Origin of the sequence: Micromonospora musae, assembly GCF_003626545.1 — a bacterium.
Lineage (GTDB): Bacteria > Actinomycetota > Actinomycetes > Mycobacteriales > Micromonosporaceae > Micromonospora > Micromonospora musae.
Window position 1 is genome coordinate 463,160 of the sequence record NZ_RAZS01000004.1, and the last position, 22,322, is coordinate 485,481.

At 71.5% G+C, this 22,322-nt stretch carries 24 protein-coding genes and 3 tRNA genes; 11 read left to right on the plus strand and 16 right to left on the minus strand.

Annotation, left to right across the window (positions count from 1 at the left end; genetic code table 11):
- Positions 1–218 precede the first annotated feature (218 nt).
- Positions 219–416, plus strand: coding sequence for a DNA repair protein (locus tag D7147_RS13895; RefSeq protein WP_120677849.1), 198 nt, complete (start codon positions 219–221; stop codon positions 414–416).
- A gap of 106 nt (positions 417–522) precedes the next feature.
- A complete protein-coding gene (locus D7147_RS13900) occupies positions 523–1,038 on the plus strand; it encodes a hypothetical protein (RefSeq protein WP_120677502.1) in 516 nt (171 codons plus the stop codon).
- A gap of 10 nt (positions 1,039–1,048) precedes the next feature.
- On the opposite strand, the gene D7147_RS13905 is transcribed toward D7147_RS13900, so the two are convergent.
- The gene (locus tag D7147_RS13905) at positions 1,049–1,774 is read right to left on the minus strand and encodes a Clp protease N-terminal domain-containing protein (RefSeq protein ID WP_120677504.1); all 726 of its coding nucleotides are present in this window, start codon (positions 1,772–1,774) and stop codon (positions 1,049–1,051) included.
- A 74-nt stretch (positions 1,775–1,848) separates the two neighbouring features.
- Complete coding sequence (locus D7147_RS13910; protein ID WP_120677505.1) at positions 1,849–2,238, minus strand: DUF2267 domain-containing protein; 390 nt, start codon at positions 2,236–2,238, stop codon at positions 1,849–1,851.
- Between the two features lie 199 nt (positions 2,239–2,437).
- Between D7147_RS13910 and D7147_RS13915 the strand changes: the two genes are divergently transcribed.
- The 4 genes from D7147_RS13915 (at position 2,438) to D7147_RS13935 (ending at position 6,638) form a co-directional block, all read left to right on the plus strand.
- Positions 2,438–3,277, plus strand: coding sequence for a DUF72 domain-containing protein (locus D7147_RS13915; protein WP_199734179.1), 840 nt, complete (start codon positions 2,438–2,440; stop codon positions 3,275–3,277).
- A 123-nt stretch (positions 3,278–3,400) separates the two neighbouring features.
- Complete coding sequence (locus D7147_RS13920; protein ID WP_120677507.1) at positions 3,401–4,591, plus strand: MFS transporter; 1,191 nt, start codon at positions 3,401–3,403, stop codon at positions 4,589–4,591.
- Between the two features lie 149 nt (positions 4,592–4,740).
- Complete coding sequence (locus D7147_RS13925; RefSeq protein ID WP_158609352.1) at positions 4,741–6,144, plus strand: carboxylesterase family protein; 1,404 nt, start codon at positions 4,741–4,743, stop codon at positions 6,142–6,144.
- 125 nt (positions 6,145–6,269) lie between these two features.
- The gene (locus tag D7147_RS13935; RefSeq protein WP_120677511.1) at positions 6,270–6,638 is read left to right on the plus strand and encodes a hypothetical protein; all 369 of its coding nucleotides are present in this window, start codon (positions 6,270–6,272) and stop codon (positions 6,636–6,638) included.
- On the opposite strand, the gene D7147_RS13940 is transcribed toward D7147_RS13935, so the two are convergent.
- From D7147_RS13940 to D7147_RS13970, 7 genes are all read right to left on the minus strand, one after another.
- Positions 6,635–7,252, minus strand: coding sequence for a YdcF family protein (locus D7147_RS13940; RefSeq protein WP_233563153.1), 618 nt, complete (start codon positions 7,250–7,252; stop codon positions 6,635–6,637). The genes D7147_RS13935 and D7147_RS13940 overlap by 4 nt on opposite strands.
- An 88-nt stretch (positions 7,253–7,340) precedes the next feature.
- The gene (locus D7147_RS13945; RefSeq protein ID WP_233563126.1) at positions 7,341–7,898 is read right to left on the minus strand and encodes a DUF1990 family protein; all 558 of its coding nucleotides are present in this window, start codon (positions 7,896–7,898) and stop codon (positions 7,341–7,343) included.
- 51 nt (positions 7,899–7,949) lie between these two features.
- The gene (locus D7147_RS13950) at positions 7,950–8,519 is read right to left on the minus strand and encodes a kinase (protein ID WP_267900762.1); all 570 of its coding nucleotides are present in this window, start codon (positions 8,517–8,519) and stop codon (positions 7,950–7,952) included.
- A gap of 133 nt (positions 8,520–8,652) precedes the next feature.
- Positions 8,653–9,339: a pentapeptide repeat-containing protein gene (locus tag D7147_RS13955; RefSeq protein ID WP_120677515.1), complete on the minus strand. Its 687-nt coding sequence runs from the start codon at positions 9,337–9,339 to the stop codon at positions 8,653–8,655.
- Positions 9,340–9,597: 258 nt separating this feature from the next.
- A tRNA-Lys gene (locus tag D7147_RS13960) sits at positions 9,598–9,673 on the minus strand.
- A 61-nt stretch (positions 9,674–9,734) separates the two neighbouring features.
- The gene (locus D7147_RS13965) at positions 9,735–10,709 is read right to left on the minus strand and encodes an NADPH:quinone reductase (RefSeq protein ID WP_120677517.1); all 975 of its coding nucleotides are present in this window, start codon (positions 10,707–10,709) and stop codon (positions 9,735–9,737) included.
- 102 nt (positions 10,710–10,811) lie between these two features.
- Positions 10,812–10,884, minus strand: a tRNA-Lys gene (locus D7147_RS13970).
- 186 nt (positions 10,885–11,070) lie between these two features.
- Here D7147_RS13970 and D7147_RS13975 point away from each other — a divergent pair.
- Together D7147_RS13975 and D7147_RS13980 are read left to right on the plus strand one after the other, a co-directional pair.
- A complete protein-coding gene (locus D7147_RS13975; RefSeq protein WP_120677519.1) occupies positions 11,071–12,333 on the plus strand; it encodes a L,D-transpeptidase in 1,263 nt (420 codons plus the stop codon).
- Between the two features lie 238 nt (positions 12,334–12,571).
- Positions 12,572–13,867, plus strand: a complete 1,296-nt coding sequence (locus D7147_RS13980) for a L,D-transpeptidase (protein ID WP_120677521.1) — start codon at positions 12,572–12,574, stop codon at positions 13,865–13,867.
- Positions 13,868–14,191: 324 nt separating this feature from the next.
- On the opposite strand, the gene D7147_RS32660 is transcribed toward D7147_RS13980, so the two are convergent.
- On the minus strand, positions 14,192–14,584 hold the full coding sequence (locus D7147_RS32660) for a DUF397 domain-containing protein (protein WP_199734173.1): 393 nt from the start codon (positions 14,582–14,584) through the stop codon (positions 14,192–14,194).
- A 396-nt stretch (positions 14,585–14,980) separates the two neighbouring features.
- On the opposite strand from D7147_RS32660, the gene D7147_RS13995 reads away from it, so the two are divergent.
- A complete protein-coding gene (locus D7147_RS13995) occupies positions 14,981–15,208 on the plus strand; it encodes a winged helix-turn-helix domain-containing protein (RefSeq protein WP_120677525.1) in 228 nt (75 codons plus the stop codon).
- A 196-nt stretch (positions 15,209–15,404) separates the two neighbouring features.
- Here D7147_RS13995 and D7147_RS14000 read toward each other — a convergent pair.
- Positions 15,405–15,480: transfer RNA gene (locus tag D7147_RS14000), tRNA-His, on the minus strand.
- Positions 15,481–15,606: 126 nt separating this feature from the next.
- A complete protein-coding gene (orn, locus tag D7147_RS14005) occupies positions 15,607–16,203 on the minus strand; it encodes an oligoribonuclease (protein ID WP_120677527.1) in 597 nt (198 codons plus the stop codon).
- 66 nt (positions 16,204–16,269) lie between these two features.
- Here orn and D7147_RS14010 point away from each other — a divergent pair, with 66 nt between their 5' ends.
- Positions 16,270–17,601, plus strand: coding sequence for a glycosyltransferase 87 family protein (locus D7147_RS14010; RefSeq protein WP_120677529.1), 1,332 nt, complete (start codon positions 16,270–16,272; stop codon positions 17,599–17,601).
- Between the two features lie 190 nt (positions 17,602–17,791).
- On the opposite strand, the gene D7147_RS14015 is transcribed toward D7147_RS14010, so the two are convergent.
- The 4 genes from D7147_RS14015 to D7147_RS33685 form a co-directional block, all read right to left on the minus strand.
- The gene (locus tag D7147_RS14015; RefSeq protein WP_233563127.1) at positions 17,792–18,877 is read right to left on the minus strand and encodes a hypothetical protein; all 1,086 of its coding nucleotides are present in this window, start codon (positions 18,875–18,877) and stop codon (positions 17,792–17,794) included.
- A 143-nt stretch (positions 18,878–19,020) separates the two neighbouring features.
- Positions 19,021–19,764: a YcnI family copper-binding membrane protein gene (locus D7147_RS14020; RefSeq protein ID WP_120677531.1), complete on the minus strand. Its 744-nt coding sequence runs from the start codon at positions 19,762–19,764 to the stop codon at positions 19,021–19,023.
- A gap of 17 nt (positions 19,765–19,781) precedes the next feature.
- Entirely contained in the window at positions 19,782–21,443 is a 1,662-nt protein-coding gene (locus D7147_RS14025) for a copper resistance CopC/CopD family protein (RefSeq protein WP_120677533.1), read from the minus strand.
- Between the two features lie 35 nt (positions 21,444–21,478).
- On the minus strand, positions 21,479–21,622 hold the full coding sequence (locus D7147_RS33685) for a zf-HC2 domain-containing protein (RefSeq protein WP_407663342.1): 144 nt from the start codon (positions 21,620–21,622) through the stop codon (positions 21,479–21,481).
- Between the two features lie 107 nt (positions 21,623–21,729).
- On the opposite strand from D7147_RS33685, the gene D7147_RS14035 reads away from it, so the two are divergent.
- On the plus strand, positions 21,730–22,314 hold the full coding sequence (locus tag D7147_RS14035) for a sigma-70 family RNA polymerase sigma factor (RefSeq protein ID WP_120677537.1): 585 nt from the start codon (positions 21,730–21,732) through the stop codon (positions 22,312–22,314).
- The last annotated feature ends 8 nt before the right edge of the window (positions 22,315–22,322 follow it).

Below are 22,322 nucleotides of genomic sequence, written 5' to 3' on the forward strand. Positions count from 1 at the left end.
GGCGGACCGGCCTCTCCCGAGCCGCACCGGGCCGGCGACCCACGGGCGGACGCGGTGCCGGCGGCGACGTCCGGTCGATCGGCGCGGTCAGCTCAGCCGATGGCGTGGGTAGCGGGACTCGGCTCCGAATTGCTTACCGCGCAAGGGAACCAGGTGCCGTATCCCCACGTCACATCCATTTCCATACATGTACACCTTTCTCTGGGACGGTGAACGTCATGCCGAATCAGCCGAACGACCGGCACCAGCAGGAGATCGAGCGCCGCTGGCGCAACCGGATCGCCGCCCGCTTCCCGGCGCAGCCGCCGTACCGCGGTGTCCGGGCCTGCGCTGACCCGGATCGGGCCCTGGGCTGGGCCGAGCTGAACAAGCTGCCCGCCGGGGCGTCCGCGCGGCACGGGCGCGGCGGCCGCTGACGGCGCGAGCGGCGACACACGGGCCCGTCCACTCCAGGTTTTCGCACACCTGTCGGGTAACGTCTTCTGGTCCCGAATCCGGCCGACGACAGGAGTAGCTCCGCGCATGGGCAAGAAGACGATCCGCGTCTCCGACTTCAGCGGCACAGTTCTGCAGGCGGAGGACGAGGTGGTCCGCATCGTGGTGTTGGAGCACCCCGACCTGGTCGCCGGGCCCGTGCAGCTGGAGGCCACCCCACTGGAGGTGGAGAGCATCGACGACGCCGCGCTGGACGTGGCGGTGGTCGAGGTCTACGACCAGCCCGACGGTGAGCCGCGCCGGGTGGTGCTCACGGCCAGCGAGTTCGACTCGCTGGCCACCGACACGCCGATGGCGCAGCTGCTCAAGACCGCCGAGCGGGTGCGTCCGCCGAAGGCGCGCAAGGCCGCGGAGCGGATCGACTACGGCACCGTCGAGCACGCCGGGAAGCCGCACCGGGGTCGAGTGACCGAGGAGGAGGCCCGGTTGGTGCGGGAGCAGCTCGACGAGGTCAACAAGCGCCTCGCCGACGCCGGCATCCGCCAGATCGACCCGGCCGACCCCGAGCACGCGGCCCGGTACGGCTTCCCCACCGCTTCCTGACCCGGCCGGGTCAGGCCCGGTTCCGCACGATCTCCTCGAGCGCGGCGACGATGTCGGCCTCGGCGGCGGCCTTGTCGACGCCGAGGCCGGCCAGCACGCCGCTGCCGTTCTCCATCTCCAACAGCGCGAGCAGGATGTGCTCGGTGCCGACGTAGTTGTGCCCGAGCCGCAGCGCCTCGCGGAAGGTCAGCTCCAGCGCCTTCTTGGCCTGCGCGTCGAAGGGGATGAGGGCGGGCGGCTCCTCGGCCGGGGGCGTCGGCAGCGCGGCGACGGCCGCCTCGCGTACCTGCTCCAGGGTGACGCCCTGGGCGACGATCGCCTTCGCGGCGAGCGCCTCCGGCTCGCCGAGCAGCCCCAGCACGATGTGCTCCGGCCGGATCTCGGCGTGCCCGCTGGCGCGCGTCTCGTTCTGCGACATCACCACCACGTTGCGGGCCCGCGGGGTGTAGCGGTGGAAGCCCTGCTGCGGGTCGAGCGGCGCGTCCTTGGCGACGAACCGCTTCTGTGCCGCCTGCTTGCTGACGCCCATGCTGCGGCCGATGTCCGTCCAGGAGGCACCCGCGCGGCGGGCCTGGTCCACGAAGTGTCCGATGAGGTGATCGGCCACCTCACCGAGGTGGTCTCCCACGAGGACGGCGTCGCTGAGCTGCTCCAGCGGCTCGCTGCGGGCCTTCTTGATCGCCTGGATCAGGTCGTCCAGGCGTACCGGGTTGTTGGTCGGGGAAGCATCAGTCATGCGTCAACTCTAGGTTGACGCCCCCGGATCGTCAACCCAGAGTTGACGCTTCGGCCCGACGGCGAACGGAACGGTCAGGGCGTGTGCGGCACCGGCTCGGCCAGCGCCTGGATCTCCGTCGGCAACTGCGCCAGCGCCTCAAGGAACTCCCGGTGGCCCACGACGCGGTGCAGGGTCTGCAGAACGGCCCCCGCGCCCCGCTCGGCGATGAGAGGGCTCACCTGGGCGCGCTCGGTGACCCGGCGCAGGAACTCGTCGTACCCGAACACCTCGGGCTCCTCCGGCGCCGTCCGGGCCAGCAGCGGGCGAAGCTCGTGCGCCACATGACCGGCCAGAACCCCCGCCTCGCCGCCGCTGATCCGCTCGGCGAGCGTAAGTAGGGTGGCCTCGGTGAGGGCTCGGGCGGTCACCTCCGGGACGCCGGCCCGGTCCGCCACCTTGTCGAAGAAGCTCAGCTCGGCCATGACCCGTCCTTCCCGATCCGGAGATGCGTGGCTACCCACAGCCCTCGACGGCAAACGGCCACCGGCGACCGACCCCCACGCCGGCACCGGCGCCGGGATACCGTTTCCGGCGACCGCCGACGCCTCCCCGGATCGGGCGGCCGGTCGCGGTCGGTCCGTCGGAGGGTGGGAAGTGGTGCGTCTCCACGTGGGCTGCGCGATGTGGTCGCACCGGGCCTGGCAGGGCCGATTCCTGGCGCACCCGCTCCCCGCCGACGAGCGGCTACGGCACTACGCCGGCTGGTGCGACGCCGTCGAAGGGAACACCACCTTCTACGCGACCCCGGCCCGGGAGACCGTGGCGTCGTGGGCCGAGCAGACCGGCCCGGACTTCCGGTTCGTGGTCAAGCTGCCGAAGCTCATCACGCACGAACGTCGACTCCGCGACGCCGACGACGCGCTGCACGGGTTCCTCGACGCGATCGAGCCGCTCGGCCCACGGGCCCACGCCCTCTGGATCCAGTTGCCGGGCTCGTTCGGCCCCACCGACGTGCCCGTGCTCGCCCGTTTCCTGCGCCGCCTCCCCACCGCCCACCGGTACGCCGTGGAGGTCCGCCACCCCGCGTTCTTCGACGACCCGCGAGCGGCACGCCTCCTCGAGCAGACGCTCGCCACCGTGACCGCCGAGTGGGTCCCGTTCGACACCACCGCCTTCTTCTCGAGCCCGCCCACCAGCGACGCGGAACGGGACGCCTGGGTGAAGAAGCCCCGGGTGGCGCTGCGATCCGCCGCGCTGACCGACAGGCCGATCGTGCGCTACCTCGGGCGCGACGACACCGAACGGACGGTCGAGGGCTGGCAGTACTGGGTCGAGGTCGTCGCCGGGTGGCTGCGGGAGGGCCGCTTCCCCACGATCTTCGTGCACACCCCGGACAACGCCGACGCACCGCTGCTCGCCCGGCGTTTCCACGACGAGGTACGGGCTCGGATACCCGAGCTCGCGCCCCTGCCGGTCCCGCTCCCGCTTACGCTCCCGGTCGAGCCGCCGACCCTCTTCTGACCGTCGGCACGCCCCGGCCGGGCCGCCCGGAGTGCGGCGGGGCGCAGCGGGTATCCGCCGGGCCTGACCTGGGGTGCAGGTCGGTCGGGCGGGCAGCCCGTGGGCACCGGAGGAGCAGGCAGCATGAGCAACGCCGGGCGGGCGCGCCTCTCACCGAACGCCTCCCTGGTGCTGCTCGCCTCGATCCTGGTCTCCTTCCTGGCCGCCTCGGCGGCCCCGACCCCGCTCTACGGGATCTACCAGGAGCACTGGCACTTCTCACCGATCACCACCACCGTGGTGTTCGCCGTCTACGCCGTGGCGGTGCTCGGCACCCTGCTCACCTTCGGCAAGCTCTCCGACTACGTCGGTCGCCGGCCGATCCTGCTCTCCGCGATCACCGTGCAGATGATCTCGTTGCTCATCTTCGTCTTCGCGAACGGCGTACCCACGCTGCTCGCCGCCCGAGTGGTGCAGGGGCTCGCGGCCGGCGCCGCCACGGGCGCCATCGGCGCCGCCATGCTCGACATCAACCGCTCCCGTGGCACGCTCGCCAACTCGTTCGCGCCTGGCATCGGAACCGGCACCGGGGCGCTGCTGTCGGCGCTGTTCATCCAGTTCCTGCCCGCGCCGACCCGGCTCGTGTACATCGTCCTGCTGGTGATCCTGCTGATCCAGGGCGTCGGGATCGTGCTGATGTCGGAGACCGTCACGCCGATGAGGGGGGCGCTGCGGAGCATCCGGCCGGAGATCACGCTGCCGCACGCCGTACGCGGGCCGGTGCTCGCCGTCGTCCCGGTGCTCTTCGCCGCCTGGGCGCTCGCCGGTTTCTACGGCGCGCTCGGCCCCGCCCTCGTCCGCACCCTCGGGCCCACCTCGATCGTGGTCGGTGGGGTGGCCCTCTTCGTCTTCGCCAGCCTCTCGTCGATCACCGTGTTCCTGCTGCGCAACGCCCCCGCCCGCACCATCATGCTCACCGGCATCAGCGCCCTCATCCTGGGCATGATCGTCACGCTGGTGTCGGTCATGATGGACCTCGTCGCCGGCTTCTTCGTCGGCGTCGCGCTGGGCGGCGTCGGCTTCGGCGGCGGCTTCCAGGGCAGCCTCAAGACCGTCCTGCCCCTGGTCGAGGCGCACGAACGCGCCAGCGTCCTCTCCCTGCTCTACGTCGTCTGCTACGTGGGCTTCGGCCTGCCCGCGGTCATCGCGGGCTTCCTCGTGGTCTACGGCGGCGGCCTGCCGATGACCGCCGACGAGTACAGCGTCGCCATCATCCTGCTCGCCGCCATCGCGCTCTTCGGGCTGCGCCGAAGCGCGAAGAAGGCACCCGCCTGACCCACACCGCTGATGGCGTACGTCTCGTGGAGACGTACGCCATCGTCGCCTGCCCGACCGTGGGGCTACCGTTGCGCCGTCTTCCCGGTGGGTCGTCGCCGTCCGGCCCGCCCCGGCAGTGGCATCGTCGGCGAGAGGGGCGGGTCGCAGTGACGCCCGAGCCGGTCACGCGGGACGGCGCCGGCGTCGACGTCGTACCCGCCGAGTCGTCGCCGATCCCGCAGGACGTGCTGGTCACCGTGCGCGGCGGCACCCTGCGTGGCGTACGCGAGAACGGGCTGACGATCCTGCGCGGCGTCCGGTACGCGACCGCGGAGCGCTTCGCCCCACCCTTGCCGGAGAAACCCTGGTCCGGGGTACGCGACGCGCGGGAACACGGCGGCGCCAGCCCGCAGCCGGCGGACCGGTCCGTGAAGCCCGCCGGCAGGTCCGAGGTGAGCGCGCAGTCGGAGGACTGCCTGAACCTGACGATCGTGACGCCGGCTGCCGATTCGGCGCGGCGGCCGGTGCTGGTCTGGCTGCACGGCGGGTCGTACCGCTCCGGCGCCGGATCCTGGGATCGCTACCGCACCGACCGGCTCGTCCGGGAGGGCGACGTGGTCGTGGTGAGCGTCAACTACCGGCTCGGTGCGCTCGGCTACCTGCGCGCGCCCGGCGTCTCCCCCGGCAACCTCGGCCTGCTCGACCAGATCGAGGCGCTGCGCTGGGTACGCGACAACGCGGCCGACCTGGGCGGCGACCCGGAGAACGTGACGGTGGTGGGACAGTCGTCGGGCGCCCACTCGGTGGCCTGCCTGCTGGGTGTGGCGCAGGCGCGCCCGCTACTGCGCCGGGCCGTGCTGCAGAGCCCGCCGCTGGGCCTGGGACTGGGCAACCCCGCGCTGGCCGCACGGGTGGCCGAACGTTTCCTCACCCGGCTGGGACGGGATCCGTGGGAGGCGTCCACGGCCGAGGTGCTCGCCGCGCAGCAGTCGAGTGAGCGGGACATGTCGGGCCGCGCCGGATTCGGCATGGCCCCGGTCTACGGGCCGGTCGCCGGCGTGGATCCGCTGCCGGACGTCCCGGGCTGGCGAGCCGCCGCCCAGGCGGGCGCCGAGGGCCTGGAGGTGGTGCTCGGCACCACCCGCCGCGAGATCGCCTACTACCTGGCCGCCGGTCCGATCTCCCGGCGGGTGCCGCTGGTCGGGCGCGCCGTCGAGGATGGGCTCATCGACGCGGTGACGCGGACGGTCTTCGCCCGGCCCACCCTCCGCTTCGGCCGGCTGCTCGCCCGAGCCGGCGCGCGGGTCTTCGTGTACCGCATCGACGATCCGGCGTCGACCTCGCCGTACCGCGCCTGCCACACCAGCGACCTGCCCCTGCTCTTCGGCGACGAACTCGCCTGGGCGGACGCGCCGATGCTCGCCGGCCTGACCTGGAGCGAGTTGTCCGATCGCGGCGCGCCGATCCGCTCGGCCTGGTTGTCGTTCGCCTCCGGCGGTGCCGAGGCGCTGACCGCCCAGGGCTGGCCCGGGTACTCCGGGCGGGCCGCCGAGGTACGCCACTTCACCTAGGCCGCGGCCACCCTGCTTGATCGACTCGGTTTCCTGAAGTCGGGCCGTCCCACACCGTGTGATGCCCCGACTTCCAGGAACACGAGTCGATCGACGAGCACTCTCCGGTTGTCTACCATCGCCCGATGGCGATCAGATCCGTCGCGGCCGGGCCGAGACACAGCGCCACCTGGCTGAGCCCGCTCCTCGTACTGCTCGGCACCATCGTGGTCGCGTTCCTGCTGATCTCGCCCATCCGCATCGGGCCCGGCGACCACGAGAAGTACGCGAGTTGCGGCAACGCCCTGAGCATGGACCTCAGCCCGTGGGCGAACGCCCCGAACTCCGAGGACAAGCGGTACTACTGGGAGATGGCACACCGGATCTGCACCACTGAGCGCATCGACCGGGTGGCCCAGGCGGTCGGCGCGCTGTCGGCGACCCTGCTGATCTCGGCCGTCGTCGTGGTGCGGCGTCAGCTGCGAAGCAGGTCGGCGAGCGAACCGGAACGCTAGGCCGAAGTTCCGGTCAGGAGCGTGCCGTGTTCGCCCCACAGCCAGCGCAGGTACACCAGCAGCTCCTCGAACGTGGCAACCCACCCCTTCTCCGCATACCTCAGAATTCGCTCCACTTCGCCCGGCAGCAGGTCGTAGGCGGTCGCTCGGGTTTCCGGGGCGGCAGCGTCGGGTGCGACCGGCACCGGGTCCGGGACGAGGGGAATGCGGATTCCACCGCGGCTGAGCGCCTTGAGGACCGTCAGGTAGACCCGGGGCAGGTGGTAAGCGGAGACAGCGAGCGCGAGACTCGCGATATCGAGCTCTTCTACGTGGGCGGCGATCCAGGCGGCCTGCAGGCCCGTGTTGGGCGCCGGCTCGGCCTGGAGCCGAACCCCGTCGAGTCGACGAAGGCCGAGGCCACGCAGGTAGGGCAGGTCGATCTCCTGGTACGTCTCCTCCGCCGGGTTACCGTTCGCGACCAGCAGGTGCCGGATGTTCCGGTTGGCCTGCCAGCGCCGGATGGCGTGGGTGAGGCGCCACTCCTCCCCCTGACCGGTGGGTACGACGAGCGCGTCGACACGGTCGGCCGCTGGCTGCGGCAGGGCCAGGATCGCCATGACGGCCCTCGTCATATCCAGCAACTGGGCGGCGGTGAAGGCGGCGAGTTCCTCCGCCCGTACGACCCGCGGTGTCGGCCCGTTCACGCGCGCCTCTTCGTCGTCATCGCGCCCCACCCGCGGCGATGCGCTGCAACGCTCGTACGTAGCGGTCGGTGACGATGGCCTGCACCTTCCGGCCCGCCGGGCCACCAAGGCGGGCCGCCAGCGACGCGGGACGCGAGAAGGCTGTGATGGCGAGGCGGGCCTCCCCGTCGGGCCCGATCCGGACGACGAACAACTCCTCGCCTCGCACCGGGTGACCGGGCAGCGTCCCGTAGGCGAAGCCCCGCCGGTCCGGCTCGTCGACCTGGTAAACCACCCGGCAGGGCGCTAGGAAACCGAGCGGGCGGATCCCCCAGCGCAGCAGCACCACGGCACCGTCGACGGCGCTCGGCCCCGAGGCCGTCACGGCCAGGCCGGCGCCGCGATGCATCTCCCAGGAGAGCAGCCCGTCGACCGCCCGGTCGAAGACGGTACGGCCGACCCCCAGGCGGGCGTCCCGGCTCGCCGGCCGGTAACCCGGCGGCAGCCGGTGGCGAGTGGCACCAGGCTCGGCGTACGTCAACTCTGCCGCCGCCAGCTCGCCGAGCCGCTTCTGATCGCGAGGTAGTCGGATCACACCCCGTGTCTACCCGGTGAGCGACCTCGTTTCCCGTCCCTTCGGCCCTATTCATCGATCGAACGGAAGGAGGTCGTCGTCTCGTCCGGTCTGAGGTAGTCCGGCCGCCACGGCGATGACCTCGACTGCCTCCTCGAAGGAGACCGTCTCCGGGAGGACCAGTTCGTCCGGCCAGCCCAGAACATCGCCGGCGGCATACCAGCCGCTCATCTGCTCGGCGGTGAACTCGTCGACCTGTGGGCGGGTGAGGTGCCGCCGCAGGGTCTCGGGCAACGACACGTCCAGGTAGCAGAAGAGCGTTCGTCCTCGGTGGCCTGCACGCAGAGCGGTCAGCATGCTCCGGTAACGACTCGCGTGCATGATGCCTTCCAACACCACGTGGTAGCCGTGGTCGAGCGCGAACCGGACGGTCTGCGCGATCAGGGTGGGTGCCGCGCCGCCGGGCTTGTCGCGCTCCCGCAGCAGGATGCGCCGCAGGTAGTCCTGCTCTACCAGGGCACAGCCCCGGCCGTGCCGGTGCCGTAGCTCCCGGGCGATGCTGCTCTTGCCCGATCCGGAATTGCCCCGGATGCAGACGAGGATCGTGTCCGAACTGCCGGTGCGGACGGGCTCAACGGACACGGCGCCTCCTCGTCGCCAATCGTCGCCCATCGGGAAATCGGAGTCGACTCCATCGACAGGTGGTCGAACCGGATTGGAGCCCGGCCAACTCGACGGGTCGCCACGGCGATTGCCGCGATCGGCCGTGGCCGCGTCAGCGGCCGTGGCCGCGCGACGCATCTGCGCGGACGTCGATGTTCAGAGCGTCGACGGCCATCCGGTCCAGCTCGGGAAGCTCGTTCTCGGTAAGGGCCACGCCCGGCAAGTTGTCCAGCGGTGCCGCGAAGGCGTGCAGCCGGTTGCCCCGCAGGTCGGCGCCGTCGAGGCGGCAGGATTCCAATTCCAAGTCGCTCAGGTCGCACGACCGCAGTGCGACGCCGGAGAGCCGACAGGATGACCAGGTGCCGTGGACGAGGGTGCAGTCGGTGAAGGCCACCGAACCGGCGGCGCTGACACGGTTCAGAGTGGCGTAGTCGAACCGGCAGTTGCCGAACAGGACGTCCTTCAGGCGGACGTCGATGAGTCTGCTTCCGGTGAGGCGAGAGCCGGTGACTGAGCACCGCTCGATGTTGACGCCCGTGAGGGCCGCTCCGGACAGGTCCGTCCGGACGATCTCGCACCCGTAGAGGGCGCCGCCCTCCCAGTTGATCTCACCAAGATCCGCTTCCGTGATCCGGCAGCCTCGGAAGTTCCGGTCCGCGATCTGCTGACCTCGCCAGGAGGCGTCCTGCATGAGGCCGTCGTGGAGATCGTCGTCGGGTAGGTCGGTGATCTGGTGAAGGCCTTCCGGGTCAAGGTCGGGCAGGAGGATCGTCACGTCGCCCACGGTGGTCGTACGCATGTCTCTCCAACCGGTCCGGACCCAGGGCAGGCACGCCACCCCGCGCGTCGATCGTGTCGCCAGCCGGCGGGCTACGTCTTCTTGTTCCAGTTGTCCCAGCCGGGTCGGCCCTCACCGGTCAACAAGATCGCCCTCAGCCAGTCGACAACGCCGTGACCTCGGTCGCCGAGTTGATCGGCAGGCAACTGCCGATCGCCATCGTCCCGTACCAAAAAGGCCCTGACCCGGTGTGAACCACCAGGCCAGGGCCTATCTCGTTGGTGCGCCGCCAGGGACTCGAACCCCGAACCCGCGGATTAAGAGTCCGCTGCTCTGCCAGTTGAGCTAGCGGCGCTCGCTGACAACGGGGAGAGACATTAACAGGCCGCCGGGACACCCCGTGCGGGAGGGATGGCCTACGGGTGGATCACCACGCGCCGGCCGCGCAGCTCCCCCTGTTCGAGCATCCGGTGCGCCTCCCCCATCGCCGACAACGGCAGCGGCAGCGTCTCGCGCGGGGCCAGCCGCCCGGCGGCGAGCATCCGGTTCACTGTCCTGGCGGCCTCGGCCAGCTCGTCGACGGTGGCGCGGGAGATGACGAAGCCGATCACGGCGCGATCGTTCTGGTAGAGCGCGCCGACGGGCAGCACGGGCCGGGCGGCGCCCCCGGCGAGCAGCACCACCCGGCCGCGCGGGGCGAGCAGGTCGATCACCGGTTCCAGCTCGTTACGGCCGGCCGTGTCGAGGTACACATCGACGCCGTCGGGGCAGGTCGATCTCAACCGGTCGACGAGGTCAGAGGTCCGGTAGTCGAGCACCTCGGCGGCGCCGTTGCGTCGACAGCGGTCGGCGTCGGCCGCCGACGCGGTCGCCACGACGCGCGCCCCGGCCGTGGCGGCGAGCGCGACCAGGGAGGTGCCGACGTTTCCGGCGCCGCCCGCCACGACGACCGTCTCCCCGGGCCGGAGCCGGCCGTGGACGAAGAGCGCGAGGTACGCCGTGGCGGCGGGGTGGAGCACGGTCACCGCGGTGGCCGGGTCGACCCCGGCGGGCAGCCGGTACAGCCGGTCGACCGGCACCACGGCCCGCTCGGCGGCGCTGCCCTGCCGGCCGTCGTGCCCCAGGCTGTTGCACCAGACCAGTTCCCCGGCGCGGAAGCCGGTCACGCCCGGCCCGGCCTCGGCCACCCGGCCCACGAGGTCGCGGCCGACCACGAAGGGCAGCGGCAGCGCCGTGCGATAGGCCCCGGAGCGTACGAAGGTGTCGACGGGGTTCACGGTCGTGGCGAGCACGTCCACCAGGACGTCGGTCGGGCCGGGGCGTGGTGTCGGCAGGTCGCCGATCAGGATGTCCGCGGCGGGCCCGGGACGCTCGATGTACGCGGCTCGCATGGCGTCATTCTGCTCGGCCCGTCGAGCGCCCGATACTCCGCGCCGGAATGCGAAAAGGCTCCGACCCGATGTAGAACATCAGGCCAGAGCCTTCACCAGCTGTGCGCCGCCAGGGACTCGAACCCCGAACCCGCGGATTAAGAGTCCGCTGCTCTGCCAGTTGAGCTAGCGGCGCTCGGTGGCAACGGGGAGAACATTAGCACGGGCTCTGAGCGGGGTTCCAATCCGATACCCGGCTCCACCCTTCGGGCGAGCTTAACGGGCAAAAGCATCAAACATCCTGGATTCCCCGCGCGCGGGTCCTGGCGACAGCGCCGGATACGGCACCATGTCCGCCAGGTACGCGAGAACAGAGGTGGGGATGGTCACGTTCACGCGGGCCGGGGCGTTGGTGGGCGCCCTGGCTTTGGCGGCATCGCTGGCGCTGACGGGTTGCGGCGACGAGCAGCAGAAACCGTCGTTCGTCGGCGGATCGGCATCGGGCGGCAGCCCGGGTGCGGCGACCGGCGACACGTCGACACCCTCCGCCCCGGCCGGGCCGCCGTTGCCGCTCAGCCCGGGGAACGGGACGAAGAACAAGCCGGTCAGCACCGAGATCAGCGCCGACCTGCCGGACGGCGCCAAGGTCACCAAGGTCACGCTGACCAACGCGGCCGGCGATGGGGTCCAGGGCAAGATGCGCACCGACGGCTCGTCGTGGGTGCCGAACGCTCCCCTGAAGTACGGCACCACGTACACCGCGACCGTCAGCGCCACCGCCGCCGACGGAACCGCTCGTCAGGGCAGCAGCACCTTCACCACCATGAAGAAGCCGAAGTCGACCATCGGCTCAGGGCTCTACCTCTTCGACGACAAGACGTACGGCGTGGCGATGCCGGTGGTGACCGAGTTCCATCCGGGCATCCCGAAGAAGGACCGGGCGGCCGTACAGAAGCGCATGTTCGTCCGCACCGATCCGCCGCAGCCGGGCGCCTGGCACTGGGTGGAGAACGGCACCCAGGCCTACTACCGGGCACCGGAGTACTGGAAGCCGGGCACGACGCTCAACGTCCGGATCGCGTTGGCCGGCATCCCGCTGAGCAACGGCCGCTACGGCGACGTCGACCGGAAGGCCACCGGCAAGATCGGCCGGTCCTTCGTGATGAAGGTGGACAACGCCACGAAGCAGATGACGGTGTACGAGGGCGGCAAGCTGGTCCGGACCATGCCGGTGAGCCTGGGCAAGAAGAGCACCCCCTCCTCCAGCGGCACGATGGTCGTGATGGAGAAGAAGGAGAAGACGGTCTTCGACACCCGGGACGATCCCGATCCCGCCAACCGCTACGTCACCGACATCGAGTTCGCCCAGCGGATCACCTGGGGCGGCGAGTACATCCACGCCGCGCCCTGGTCGGAGCACGTGCAGGGGCGGCAGAACGTGTCGCACGGGTGTGTGAACGTCTCCACGGCCAACGCCCGTTGGCTCTTCGAGCAGTCGAGGGTCGGCGACCCGATCACGATCAAGGGCACCGAGCGCAAGCTGGCCGCCGGCAACGGCTGGACCGCCTGGAGTTTGAGCTGGTCACAGTTCGTCAAGGGCAGCGCCCTACCGGTCCCTGAGGGTGGGGCCGGCCCGGCCGTCTGACGCCATCCGCGGCGCCGGCTCGCACCGTCGAGCCGGCGCGGGGTCGCGTACGCTGTCGAATCGATGGACGGGATCGGACCCGTCGGATATCGAGTCCCCTTCGCGAACAGCGAATTCTAGCAACAACCCGGGCAAAAGTTCTCGGGGTGTTTCGTTTCACCCCAGGCAACGGGTACCAGTTCTCGCGCGTCTGTAAGAGACGATGGCTGGTGCGAGGGATCACGACTGTGAGGAAATCATGCGAGCTGACCAGGAGCAGCTGGACCGCCGGCCCGGCGGCCGGCACGTCGGTCGACGCCGAGCTCTCGCCGCGGGGCTGATCACCGCCGCGCTGGCGCTCACCTCCGCCTGCACCAGCGGCGACGGCGGCAAACCGTCGTCGTGGCAGGGCGGCGCGGAGACCCCCGCCCCGAAGGCGGCAGCCACCATCAGCGAGCCGAAGGCCGACGCCAAGGACGTGCCCGCGTCCACCGCCATCGCCTTCAGCACCACGGAGGCCCTGGAGACGAAGTTCGAGCTCAAGGACTCCGCCGGCAAGGCGGTCAAGGGCAAGCTCGCCGAAGATGGCAAGAGCTGGCTGCCGGGCGGCGCGCTCAAGTACGGCGAGACCTACACGGCGACCGTGACCGCGACCGGTGACGACGGCCGGCCCGCCACCGCGACCAGCAACTTCACCACCATGGCCCAGCCCAGCAAGCAGATCCGGGTGAGCAGCTTCCTCGGCGACGGCCAGACCGTCGGCGTCGGCATGCCGCTGATCGTCAAGTTCAGCCGGGAGATTCCGGAGGACTACCGCGACGACGTGCAGCGCCGGATGACGGTGACCTCGGTGCCGGCGCAGGAGGGCATCTGGCACTGGGTGAGCCCCACCGAGATCCGCTACCGGCCGAAGCAGTTCTGGAAGGCCAACAGCAAGGTCTCGTACCGGGTGCAGGCCGGCGGCCTGCCGATGGCCGACGGCTGGTACGGGCGGGCTGATCTCACCGTCGACATCAACATCGGCCCGTCGCTGATCATGACCGTGGACAACAAGACCAAGCGGATGACCGTCACCCGCGACGGCAAGGTGATCAAGACGCTCCCGGTCAGCCTCGGCAAGAAGAGCACCCCGTCGTCGAGCGGCACGATGGTGGTGATCGAGAAGCTGCGCAAGACGGTCTTCGACACCTTCGAGGAGCTCGGCCCCGAGGAGGGCTACCGTACGAAGATCGACTATGCCCAGCGGCTCACCTGGGGTGGCGAGTTCATCCACGCCGCGCCCTGGTCGGAAGGGCAGCAGGGCAGCGTGAACGTGTCGCACGGATGCGTGAACGTGTCGATGGCAATGGGCGCGTGGCTCTTCACCAACACCCGCATCGGTGACCCCATCACGGTGAAGGGCACCGAGCGCAAGCTCCAGAACGGCAACGGCTGGACCGACTGGAACATGAGCTGGAGCGAGTACGTCAAGGGCAGCGCCGTGCCGTACGAGCCGGCGACGCAGCCGTCGACCGACGCGACGCCGGACCCGGACGTCACCCCGACGGCCGACTGAACGTCCCGGAAGACGACGAACGCCCCCTCCACACGGAGGGGGCGTTCGCGTTCGAAGGGTGCCCAGTGAGCCCATCAGCGTCGCCGGTTAGTGGGTTTCCCACCCGCTCCACGCTCCGGCCAGCTGTTCAGGTGCGGCGGGAACTCGCCCGCTTGGCGACGGCGGCACTCCGGCTCCGGGCACCCGCACCGCCAGCCCTGGATCCGACGGCCGCCGCAATCGTGCTCCCTGATCATGATTCGGTGCCCGGTGCAGCCCATGCAGAGCGACTCCGGCACGGCCGGGGCCGGCCCCACCGGTGGAGCCGGCCCCGAAGTGGTGAGGTCAGAGCTCACCGTCGAGGATCTTCTGCTTGAGCGTGTCGAACTCGGCGGCGTCGAGGACAGCGACGCGCTCGGGCCGCTTACTGCTGCGCAGGAACACCTGGTTGTCCCGCTCGGCTATCTCGGGGCAGTTGGGTCCGCTGTTGTCGCAGCGCAGCGTCCGCCACTGAAGCTTCTCCACGGTCTTCTCCTTCCGGTCGCCGGCCGCGGGTCGCGGCCGGTCGCTGGGCGCGGTGAATCGGAGGCTGAGAACCTTCTGTGCCCACTCGTCCTGGCGGCACGCCTGACCGGGGCAGTCGAGGCAGCAGCGCCGCCCCGCGTCGTGCGCCTCGACTGTCAGTCGAGCGGAGTGGAAGACGGACGCCCGGTCGACGGGCTCATCGAGCCGGCTCACCGCAACACTCCGATGACGACGCCAGCTAGGCCCACGAGGGCGACCAAGGCGCCGGTGAGCCGGGCACGGCGAAGGTCACACGACGGGAGCAGCGCTGGCGACCGGGCGATGATCTGCCCGTCGACCAGCGGCGGGCGGCCATCCTGAACCGGGCGTGCCGGCGGGAGTGGCCCTTCTTCGTACCGCTCGACCATCGCGTGCCTCCTGCGGCGACAAAGGACCGGGCGAAGGTGGTGATCGGGCGATCGAGCCAGCCTCGCCCGGCCGGGCGCTCCGTTGCTGACGAGAGTGCCTGGGTTCGAACTTAGAGTGCAAAGTATGCACAGTCAACCAAGGATGCAGAGAGTGCTACGTGGGGTGTCACGATCGGGGGGCTGACGAGAGGTGGCCCCGCCCATGCCCAGACAACCGGTGTACGAACAGGTGATCGACGATGTGACGGCGTCGATTCGGTCCGGCCAGCTGAAACCGGGCGACAAGTTGCCGAGCATCGCGGAGCTGTGCGCCCAGTACGACGCAAGCGCGACACCGATCCGGTATGCGTTGCGGATCCTGGATGAGCGGGGCTGGATCGAGACGCACCAGGGAAAGGGCAGCTTCGTCACCGAGCATCCGCCGGCCTGACGGGGACGGTCGAGGCGGCGACGGTTGATCGACTCGACTTCCTTGATGTCGGGGTGTCCCGGCGCTGGGTTACCGCGACTTCCCTGAAGTCGAGTCGATCAACAGGTCCGCCCGGCCCCGCACCCCGGCGGCAGCCCGCCGAACGTCCTCCAAAACGCGTCAGGCCCCCTCCGGAGAGGGGGCCTGACGTATTCGCTGGGGTGACTGATGGGAATTGAACCCACGACAACCGGGACCACAACCCGGTGCTCTGCCAACTGAGCTACAGCCACCATGCCTCCGCGCCCGGTTTACCGCCCCGGGCGGGCGCGGACCAATAATAGCCTCCCACCCGGCGACCGCGTCCAGCGGGTTGCACCGGACGCCTCGGCGCTACCGGCGGGCGCCCGGAGCAGGGCTCAGAGCTGCGCGGCGATCGCCTTGGCGCTCTCCACGTCGGGCCCGGGCAGCGGCACGAAGACGGTCCGCCGGTAGTACTCCAGCTCCCGGATGCTCTCCCGGACGTCCGCCAGCGCCCGGTGCGCCAGCCCCTTGGCCGGCTGGCCGAAGTAAACCCGCGGATACCACCGGCGGCAGAGCTCCTTGATTGAGGAGACGTCGATCATCCGGTAGTGGAGGTGGTGGTCGAGCCGGGGCATGTCCCGGGCGATGAAGCCGCGGTCGGTGGCGATCGAGTTGCCGCAGAGCGGGGCGGTACGCGGATCCTTCACGTAGGTGCTGACGTAGTCGAGCACCATCTCCTCCGCCTCGGTCAGGCTGACCTTCGAGCGGCGGACCTCCTCGGTCAGCCCGGACTTGGCGTGCATCGTGCGAACGATCTCCGGCATCGCGTCCAGCGCCGCGTCGTCCGCGTGGATCACCACGTCGACGCCATCACCGAGGACGTTCAGATCGGGGTCGGTCACCAGCGCCGCCACCTCGATCAGCTTGTCCCTGCCGAGGTCGAGCCCGGTCATCTCACAGTCGATCCAGACGAGAAGATCAGCCACCGGCACAGACTACGCGCAGCCCACGGGCCGCGGTTGCGGGCTCCACGGGGACCAGCCCGCTAGGGTTTCCCCGTGCCACCCGAATCCGTCGCACCGCCCGCCGTCACCGACGACGACCCCGGCGGCCGTACGGTCCGCCGCCTCGTCACAGTCGTCGCGCTGGCCGCGGTGCTGCCGGCGCTCTACCTGCCGGGGCGGGTACACGACTTCTTCGATCTGAAGATCTACATGCGGGCGATGCGGTGGTGGGCGGACGGCAATCCGCTCTACGACTACGCCCAGCCGGACCGGGTCCAGGGCGAGCTCTACTTCACCTACCCACCGTTCAGCGCGCTGCTGCTGCGGCCGTTCGCGCTGATCCCGCTCGGCGCCACCATCACCATCTTCACGATCCTCACCGTGCTGGGAGTGGTGGCGACCACCCGCTGGCTGGTCCGCCCGATGATCGCCCAGCACGGCCTGCCCCGGGTGTTCGTCGTCACCGCGGCGGTGCTGCTGGTGCTGGCCGTGGAGAGCACCCGCGAGACCATCACCTTCGGCCAGATCAACATGCTCCTGGTCGTACTGATCCTCGCGGACCTGCTCTTCGCCGTACCGCAGGGTCGGCGGTGGGCCGGGGTCGGCGTGGGGCTGGCGACGGCGCTGAAGCTCTTTCCCGGCATCTTCATCGTCTACCTGCTCGTCTGCCGCCGGTGGTGGGCGGCGGCAGTGGCCAGCGCGACCGCCGCGGCGGCGACGCTGCTGGCGGCGGCGGTCGCACCGAACGACTCGTGGCGGTTCTGGACGCACGAGCTCTGGGCCACCGACCGGGTGGGCCGCACCGACTACACCGGCAACCAGTCGCTCTTCGGCCTGCTCAGCCGGTTCACCGCGCCGGAGAAGCCGGACCGGCTGCTCTGGCTGCTGCTGGTCGCGGTGGTGGCCGGGTACGGGCTGTGGCGGGCGGCCCGGGCCGCGCGGATCGGAGACCAACTCGCCGGCCTGACCCTGACCGGGCTCGTCGGCGGGCTGGTCAGCCCGATCACCTGGACCCACCACCTCTACTGGTTCGTCCCGGCGGTGGTGGTCCTCGCCAACGCGGCGCTGGGCGGCCGCCCGTCGAGCCTGGGCGGCCTCCCGGCCACCGGTCCGGCCGACGACGCCGGTCGACGGCGCTGGCTGGCCGCGCTGGCGGTCGCCACCACCGCGGTGATCGTCTACGGCGTCGTCACGTTCTACGACTGGGGCGTCGCGCCGGTCATCACGGACACCCCGGGCCAGTTCCTGATCCGCAACACGTACGTGCTGCTCAGCCTGCTGCTGCTGGTCACCCTGCCGGCCCGGCCGTACGTGCCGCGACCGGAGCCGTCCCGGCCGGCCGCCGCACCCGAGAAATTGCACCAAATGGACAGAGGCCCCGAGTAGCGACGATCAGCGCTAATCTGACCTCAACTACCTCATGGACAACTCGGGTAGCGGCACCGATCCCCCGGTGAGGGTGGCCCTCCGCGTCGGCAGCGCGGAGGGCCACTCGCCGTTCGAGGCCGTGCCGCCGATGAGCCCCCGTCGAAGCCCACCCGAGCCGGCCGAGCACGCCAGCGCGGACGGACGGCGCTCAGGGCCGCTCTCCGGTCTCCTCCGTCGACACCTGGGCCCGCCCCGGACCTGCCAGCGGTGTCGGTCGGACCGTGCGCTCCGGCTGCCCGGGCGGCCAGGCGAGGGTGAGTGACACCGCCGGCGGGCGTTCGGCGGTCGCGGTCGACGACCGCGGACCGACAGCGGCCGACTGAGGGCCGACGTCCGCACCGTGGGGGCGCCCGCGCTCGACGACGTCCGCGAGGCTGGCCGGCCGGTGGGCGGGCAGCGCGCCGATCGCGGACCGCTCGACACTGCCCGAACCGACCGCCACGAGTTGCCGCTGGACCCGGGCCATCCGGTCGTCACCGCCGCTCGGCTGGGCGCCCAGAGCAGTGAGCGAGGTGACCCCGAGGCGGCCGGCGAGCACCGGGACCTGGTCCGGCTCGACCACGAAGACCACCTCCCGGGGCCGCACCGGGCGGAACAGCAGCAGTACGGCGAACGTCACCAGCAGCACCCCACCGGCGAGGAGCCCCCACATCGCCGGGGCCGTCCACCCGAGGTCCACTTCGGCCCGCAGCTCCAGGGTGAGGTCCGCGCGGCCGTCGGGGCGCATCACCACTAGGCTCAACGGCCGACCCGCCAACTCGTCCGAGGTCCACGCCAACTCGCCGACGCCCTCCCGTACCCAGTCGGGGTGCCCGATGGCCCCTGCACCCCGGTCGTCGGTGGCCACCGACGCGCCCGCCGGCTCCAGCCGGACCGGCAGCGGACCGCGGGCCAGCGCCACCCGCCGCACCGTGGCGTGCGGTACGGGCTCGGACCAGCGCCGCACCTCGTCGGCCGGGGCCAGGCCGAGCAGCGCCGGGCCGTCCGGCGTCCGGGCCTCCAGGCGCACCCGCGCCTGCCCGAACCGGGTGAACGGAGCCTCCTGCCGGAGCAGCCGGTCCAGGTCGGTCACCACGACCGCGTGGCCGGAGGTCTGCACGGTCTCGAAGCGGGCGGTGAACGCGCCACTCGGGTCGGCGTGCCGGGTGACCTGCCAGAGCAGACCACCGGCGAGCAACGCCGGCAGACCGATGATCAGCAGCAGCATTCCGGCGAACGCGCGCACGAACCGCATCCGTTCCGTCCCCCTCCGTAGCCAGACACCCGGTCGACCTTACCGACGTCGGCCCGCCGATCAGCGGATATCCACGGCACGCGATCGGCGGAAAGCGCGCGGGCCCGCCGGAGATCCGGCGGGCCCGCGCGACGCGGTAGGGGTCAGGCCTTCGCGGCCGGCTCCTGCCGGCTGCGGCTGAACGCGAGCCCACCGAGCACCAGGCCGGCGAGCCCGGCGACCAGCCCGGCGATGCCCAGCCCGGTGGCGAGCCCGTTCCCCTCGTCCTCCTCGCCGTCGCCGCCGGTGGCCTGCGCGTTGTTCGCGACCGGAGCCGCCGACGCGGAGGCGGAGTCGGACGCGGCGGCCAGGGTGAGCACCGGCGCCGGGTTCTCCGGCTCCTCCGCGCCCGGCGTCGGCTCCTCGATCCACCGCGAGATGTTGCCGTCCGAGTACGTCTGCAGCGTCTTGAAGACCATCTTGTCGACCTGCGGCAGCGGCCCGAGGGAGACCGGGAACTCCTGGAACTGCCCCGGCTTGACCCCGGCGTCGCCCGTCGCCGTCCAGGTCAGCTTCGCCACCGCCTCGGTGATCTGGCTGCCGTGCACCTCGAGCGGCGGATCCACCTTCCGCTTCTCCACCGCCACCGTCCAACCCGGCACCGGCATCGTGGAGACCGACCCGACCGGCGCGTTCTCCGGCAGCGTCACCTCCAGCTTCACGGTGGAGGCGGTGTCGCTCTCGTTCGGCACCCGGAACGCGATCCGGCCGTAGCCGCCCTGGGTCGCCTCCTTCGGGTTCACCGTGACGTGGGCCGACGCCGGCGCGGCGAACCCGAGCACGGCGGTGGCGACGACACCGACGGCCAGTGCCGCGGCGCCGGCCAGAGAACGGCGGGTACGGGTCATGGGATCGGGACCTCTCTCTAACGGATCGGCACGGTGGCGGTCACCGTGGCCTGGTCGATGTCGGACGTGCGGGCGGTCAGCTTCAGCTGCCAGTCCCCGGACGCGGGCAGGTTGATCTCGCCGGTGGCGTGGCTGTCGCTCAACGGCAGCAGCGGGATCTCGATCGGCTCGATCCCGGCCGACGGCAGGGCGGCCGTGGCCTTCCACTCCACCACCGGCTGCGGCCGGTTGTCCTTGGTGTACGCGTAGAGGTGCAGGCTGTTGTTGCCGCGCTCGGCCGGATCCAGCTCGACCTGGATGTTGAGCAGCGTGCTGGTGAGCGTGCTGCTGAAGTAGCCGGCCTCGACGCCGGCCGTCTCGGCGGCGGTACGGGCCGGTGGGGTCTGCACCAGCGTCGCGGTCACGCCGAGCACGACCGCGGTGATCGCCAGCTCCACCCAGACAGCCCGGCGCACCGCCCCTGGGCGCTGCTCGGCGATCCGCCGGCGCACCAGCTGCCGCGAGTACGCGGCCACCCCCATCACCAGCGCGAACAGCCCGATCTTGACGAGCAGCAGCTGACCGTAGGTGGTGTTGACCAGGGCGCTCGGCGTGGCCACCTCGATCAGACCCTGCACGACGCCGGCGAGGAGCAGGGCGGAGACGGCCAGCGCCGCCCAACGGGACCAGATCGGCATGATCGCACCGAGTTCCCGCTCGTCGGCGCGGCGCAGCAGGAAGACGGCGAGCATCAGCAGTCCGCCGAGCCAGACCGCCATGCTGCCCAGGTGCACGGTGTCGACGACCACGGAGACGGCCGGGGCCGGTGACGCCGCCGGGTGCCCGGCCAGCGGCCAGGTCACCAGACCGGCCACGCCGAGCACCGCCAGGATGATCGCGTCGGCTCGACCGGCCGACCCGGTGAAGAGCGGGCGGAGCAGGAAGGCGGCCGCGGCGATCAGGCCGAGGCGGACCAGGTGTGCCGCGCCGAAGGCGCCGCCCAGCACGGTGCTGATGCCTTCACCGGTGACGTCGAAGAGCCCACCACCGGCGGTGTACGGCACCTGCAACCACAGGTCCGCGACGGTGGCGAGGGTCACCAGACCGAGACCGCTCCAGGCCAGCCGGGCCGGACCGCGCCGGTCGAGGCGCCGCGGCCACAACGCCGCCAGCACCAGCGCCGGCCCGATGAGCAGCGCGAGGCCCGCGTAGCCGAAGAACTTGGCGACCTTGACCGCGTTGCCGACCACCGGGTTCGCCCGACTGTTGTCGCCGGTGTCCTGCGGGGGCGGCGACGGAGCGCCGACCGAGTAGGTGAACGCGCCGGAGACCGGATGGCTGTCGGCCGAGATCACCCGGTAGCTGACCAGGTAGGTGCCGTTCGCGCCGGCCGGGTCCACCGGGATCTTCACCACCGCGCCCTCGAAGGTGGGCTCGCCACGGTCGGCACGGGAGCCGTCCGGCGCGATCACGCGGACCTTGTCGGGCACCTTCCGCACCGACTCGCTGAAGGTGAGCACCACCTCCGAGGGCCCGGTCGGCACCACCGCCGACGCGGCGGGAGCGGAGCTGGAGAGCACCGCGTGCGCGCTCGCGGGGGTGGCCGGGGCGATCAGGAGGGCGACGACGGCGACGAGCAGTCCGGCGGCGGCGGCGAACCGGGCGAACCAGCGGCGAGGGGCTGAGATCATGCCGGCCATGCTCGCCGAAGTCGGCGGTCGGCGGCCACCCCGCTTCACCCGCGCCCCGAAGAGCGGGCCCGCCGGGCCCGGCAGCCCGCGCACCCCGGCAGGTGCCCGTCCAGCACCGCCGGCTCCGCCTGCGGATCCTCCCCGCCCAGCCGTGCCGACAGCGCCGCGGTCACGTGGTCGCATGTCACGAGCGGGTAGTCGGCCCGAACGCGGAGAAAGTTCCCGGCGTGGTGCAGACCATGGATGAGTCCAAGCCTGCCCGCCGCCCGTCACGTGCCGCGTAACCTGGTTTGACGTGATCCCCGCCCCGCGCGACGCCTCCGCCGGCCCCGCCGAGCCGGCCGGCGCTGCCCGGGATCCGGCGACCGAGTGGGCACTGGCCGCGCGCGGCGGCGACCCGGCCGCCCAGGCCGCCTTCGTCCGGCTCACCCAGGTCGAGGTGTGGCGGTTCGCGGCGGCTCTGGTGGATCCGGACAACGCGGACGACCTGACCCAGGAGACCTACCTGCGGGCGTTCCGCTCGCTGCCCGCCTTCGAGGGGCGCTCCAGCGCCCGCACCTGGCTGCTCGGCATCGCCCGCCGCACCTGCGCCGACCATCTGCGCGTGGTGGTGCGCCGCCGGCGCCTCGATGCCCGGCTGGCCGCCGACGCGCACACCGCCCGCCCGTACCCGGACCCGGCGGGGCAGCTCGGTGCGGTGGACCTGGTGCGCCGGCTGCCCACCGAGCGCCGTGGCGCGTTCGTGCTCACCCAGCTGCTCGGCCTCTCCTACGCCGAGGCCGCCGCCGTGGAGGGAGTGCCGGTGGGCACCATCCGCTCCCGGGTGGCCCGGGCCCGTGACGACCTGGTCGAGGCGGCCGGCGACGCCCTGGCCGGCTGACCGGGCGC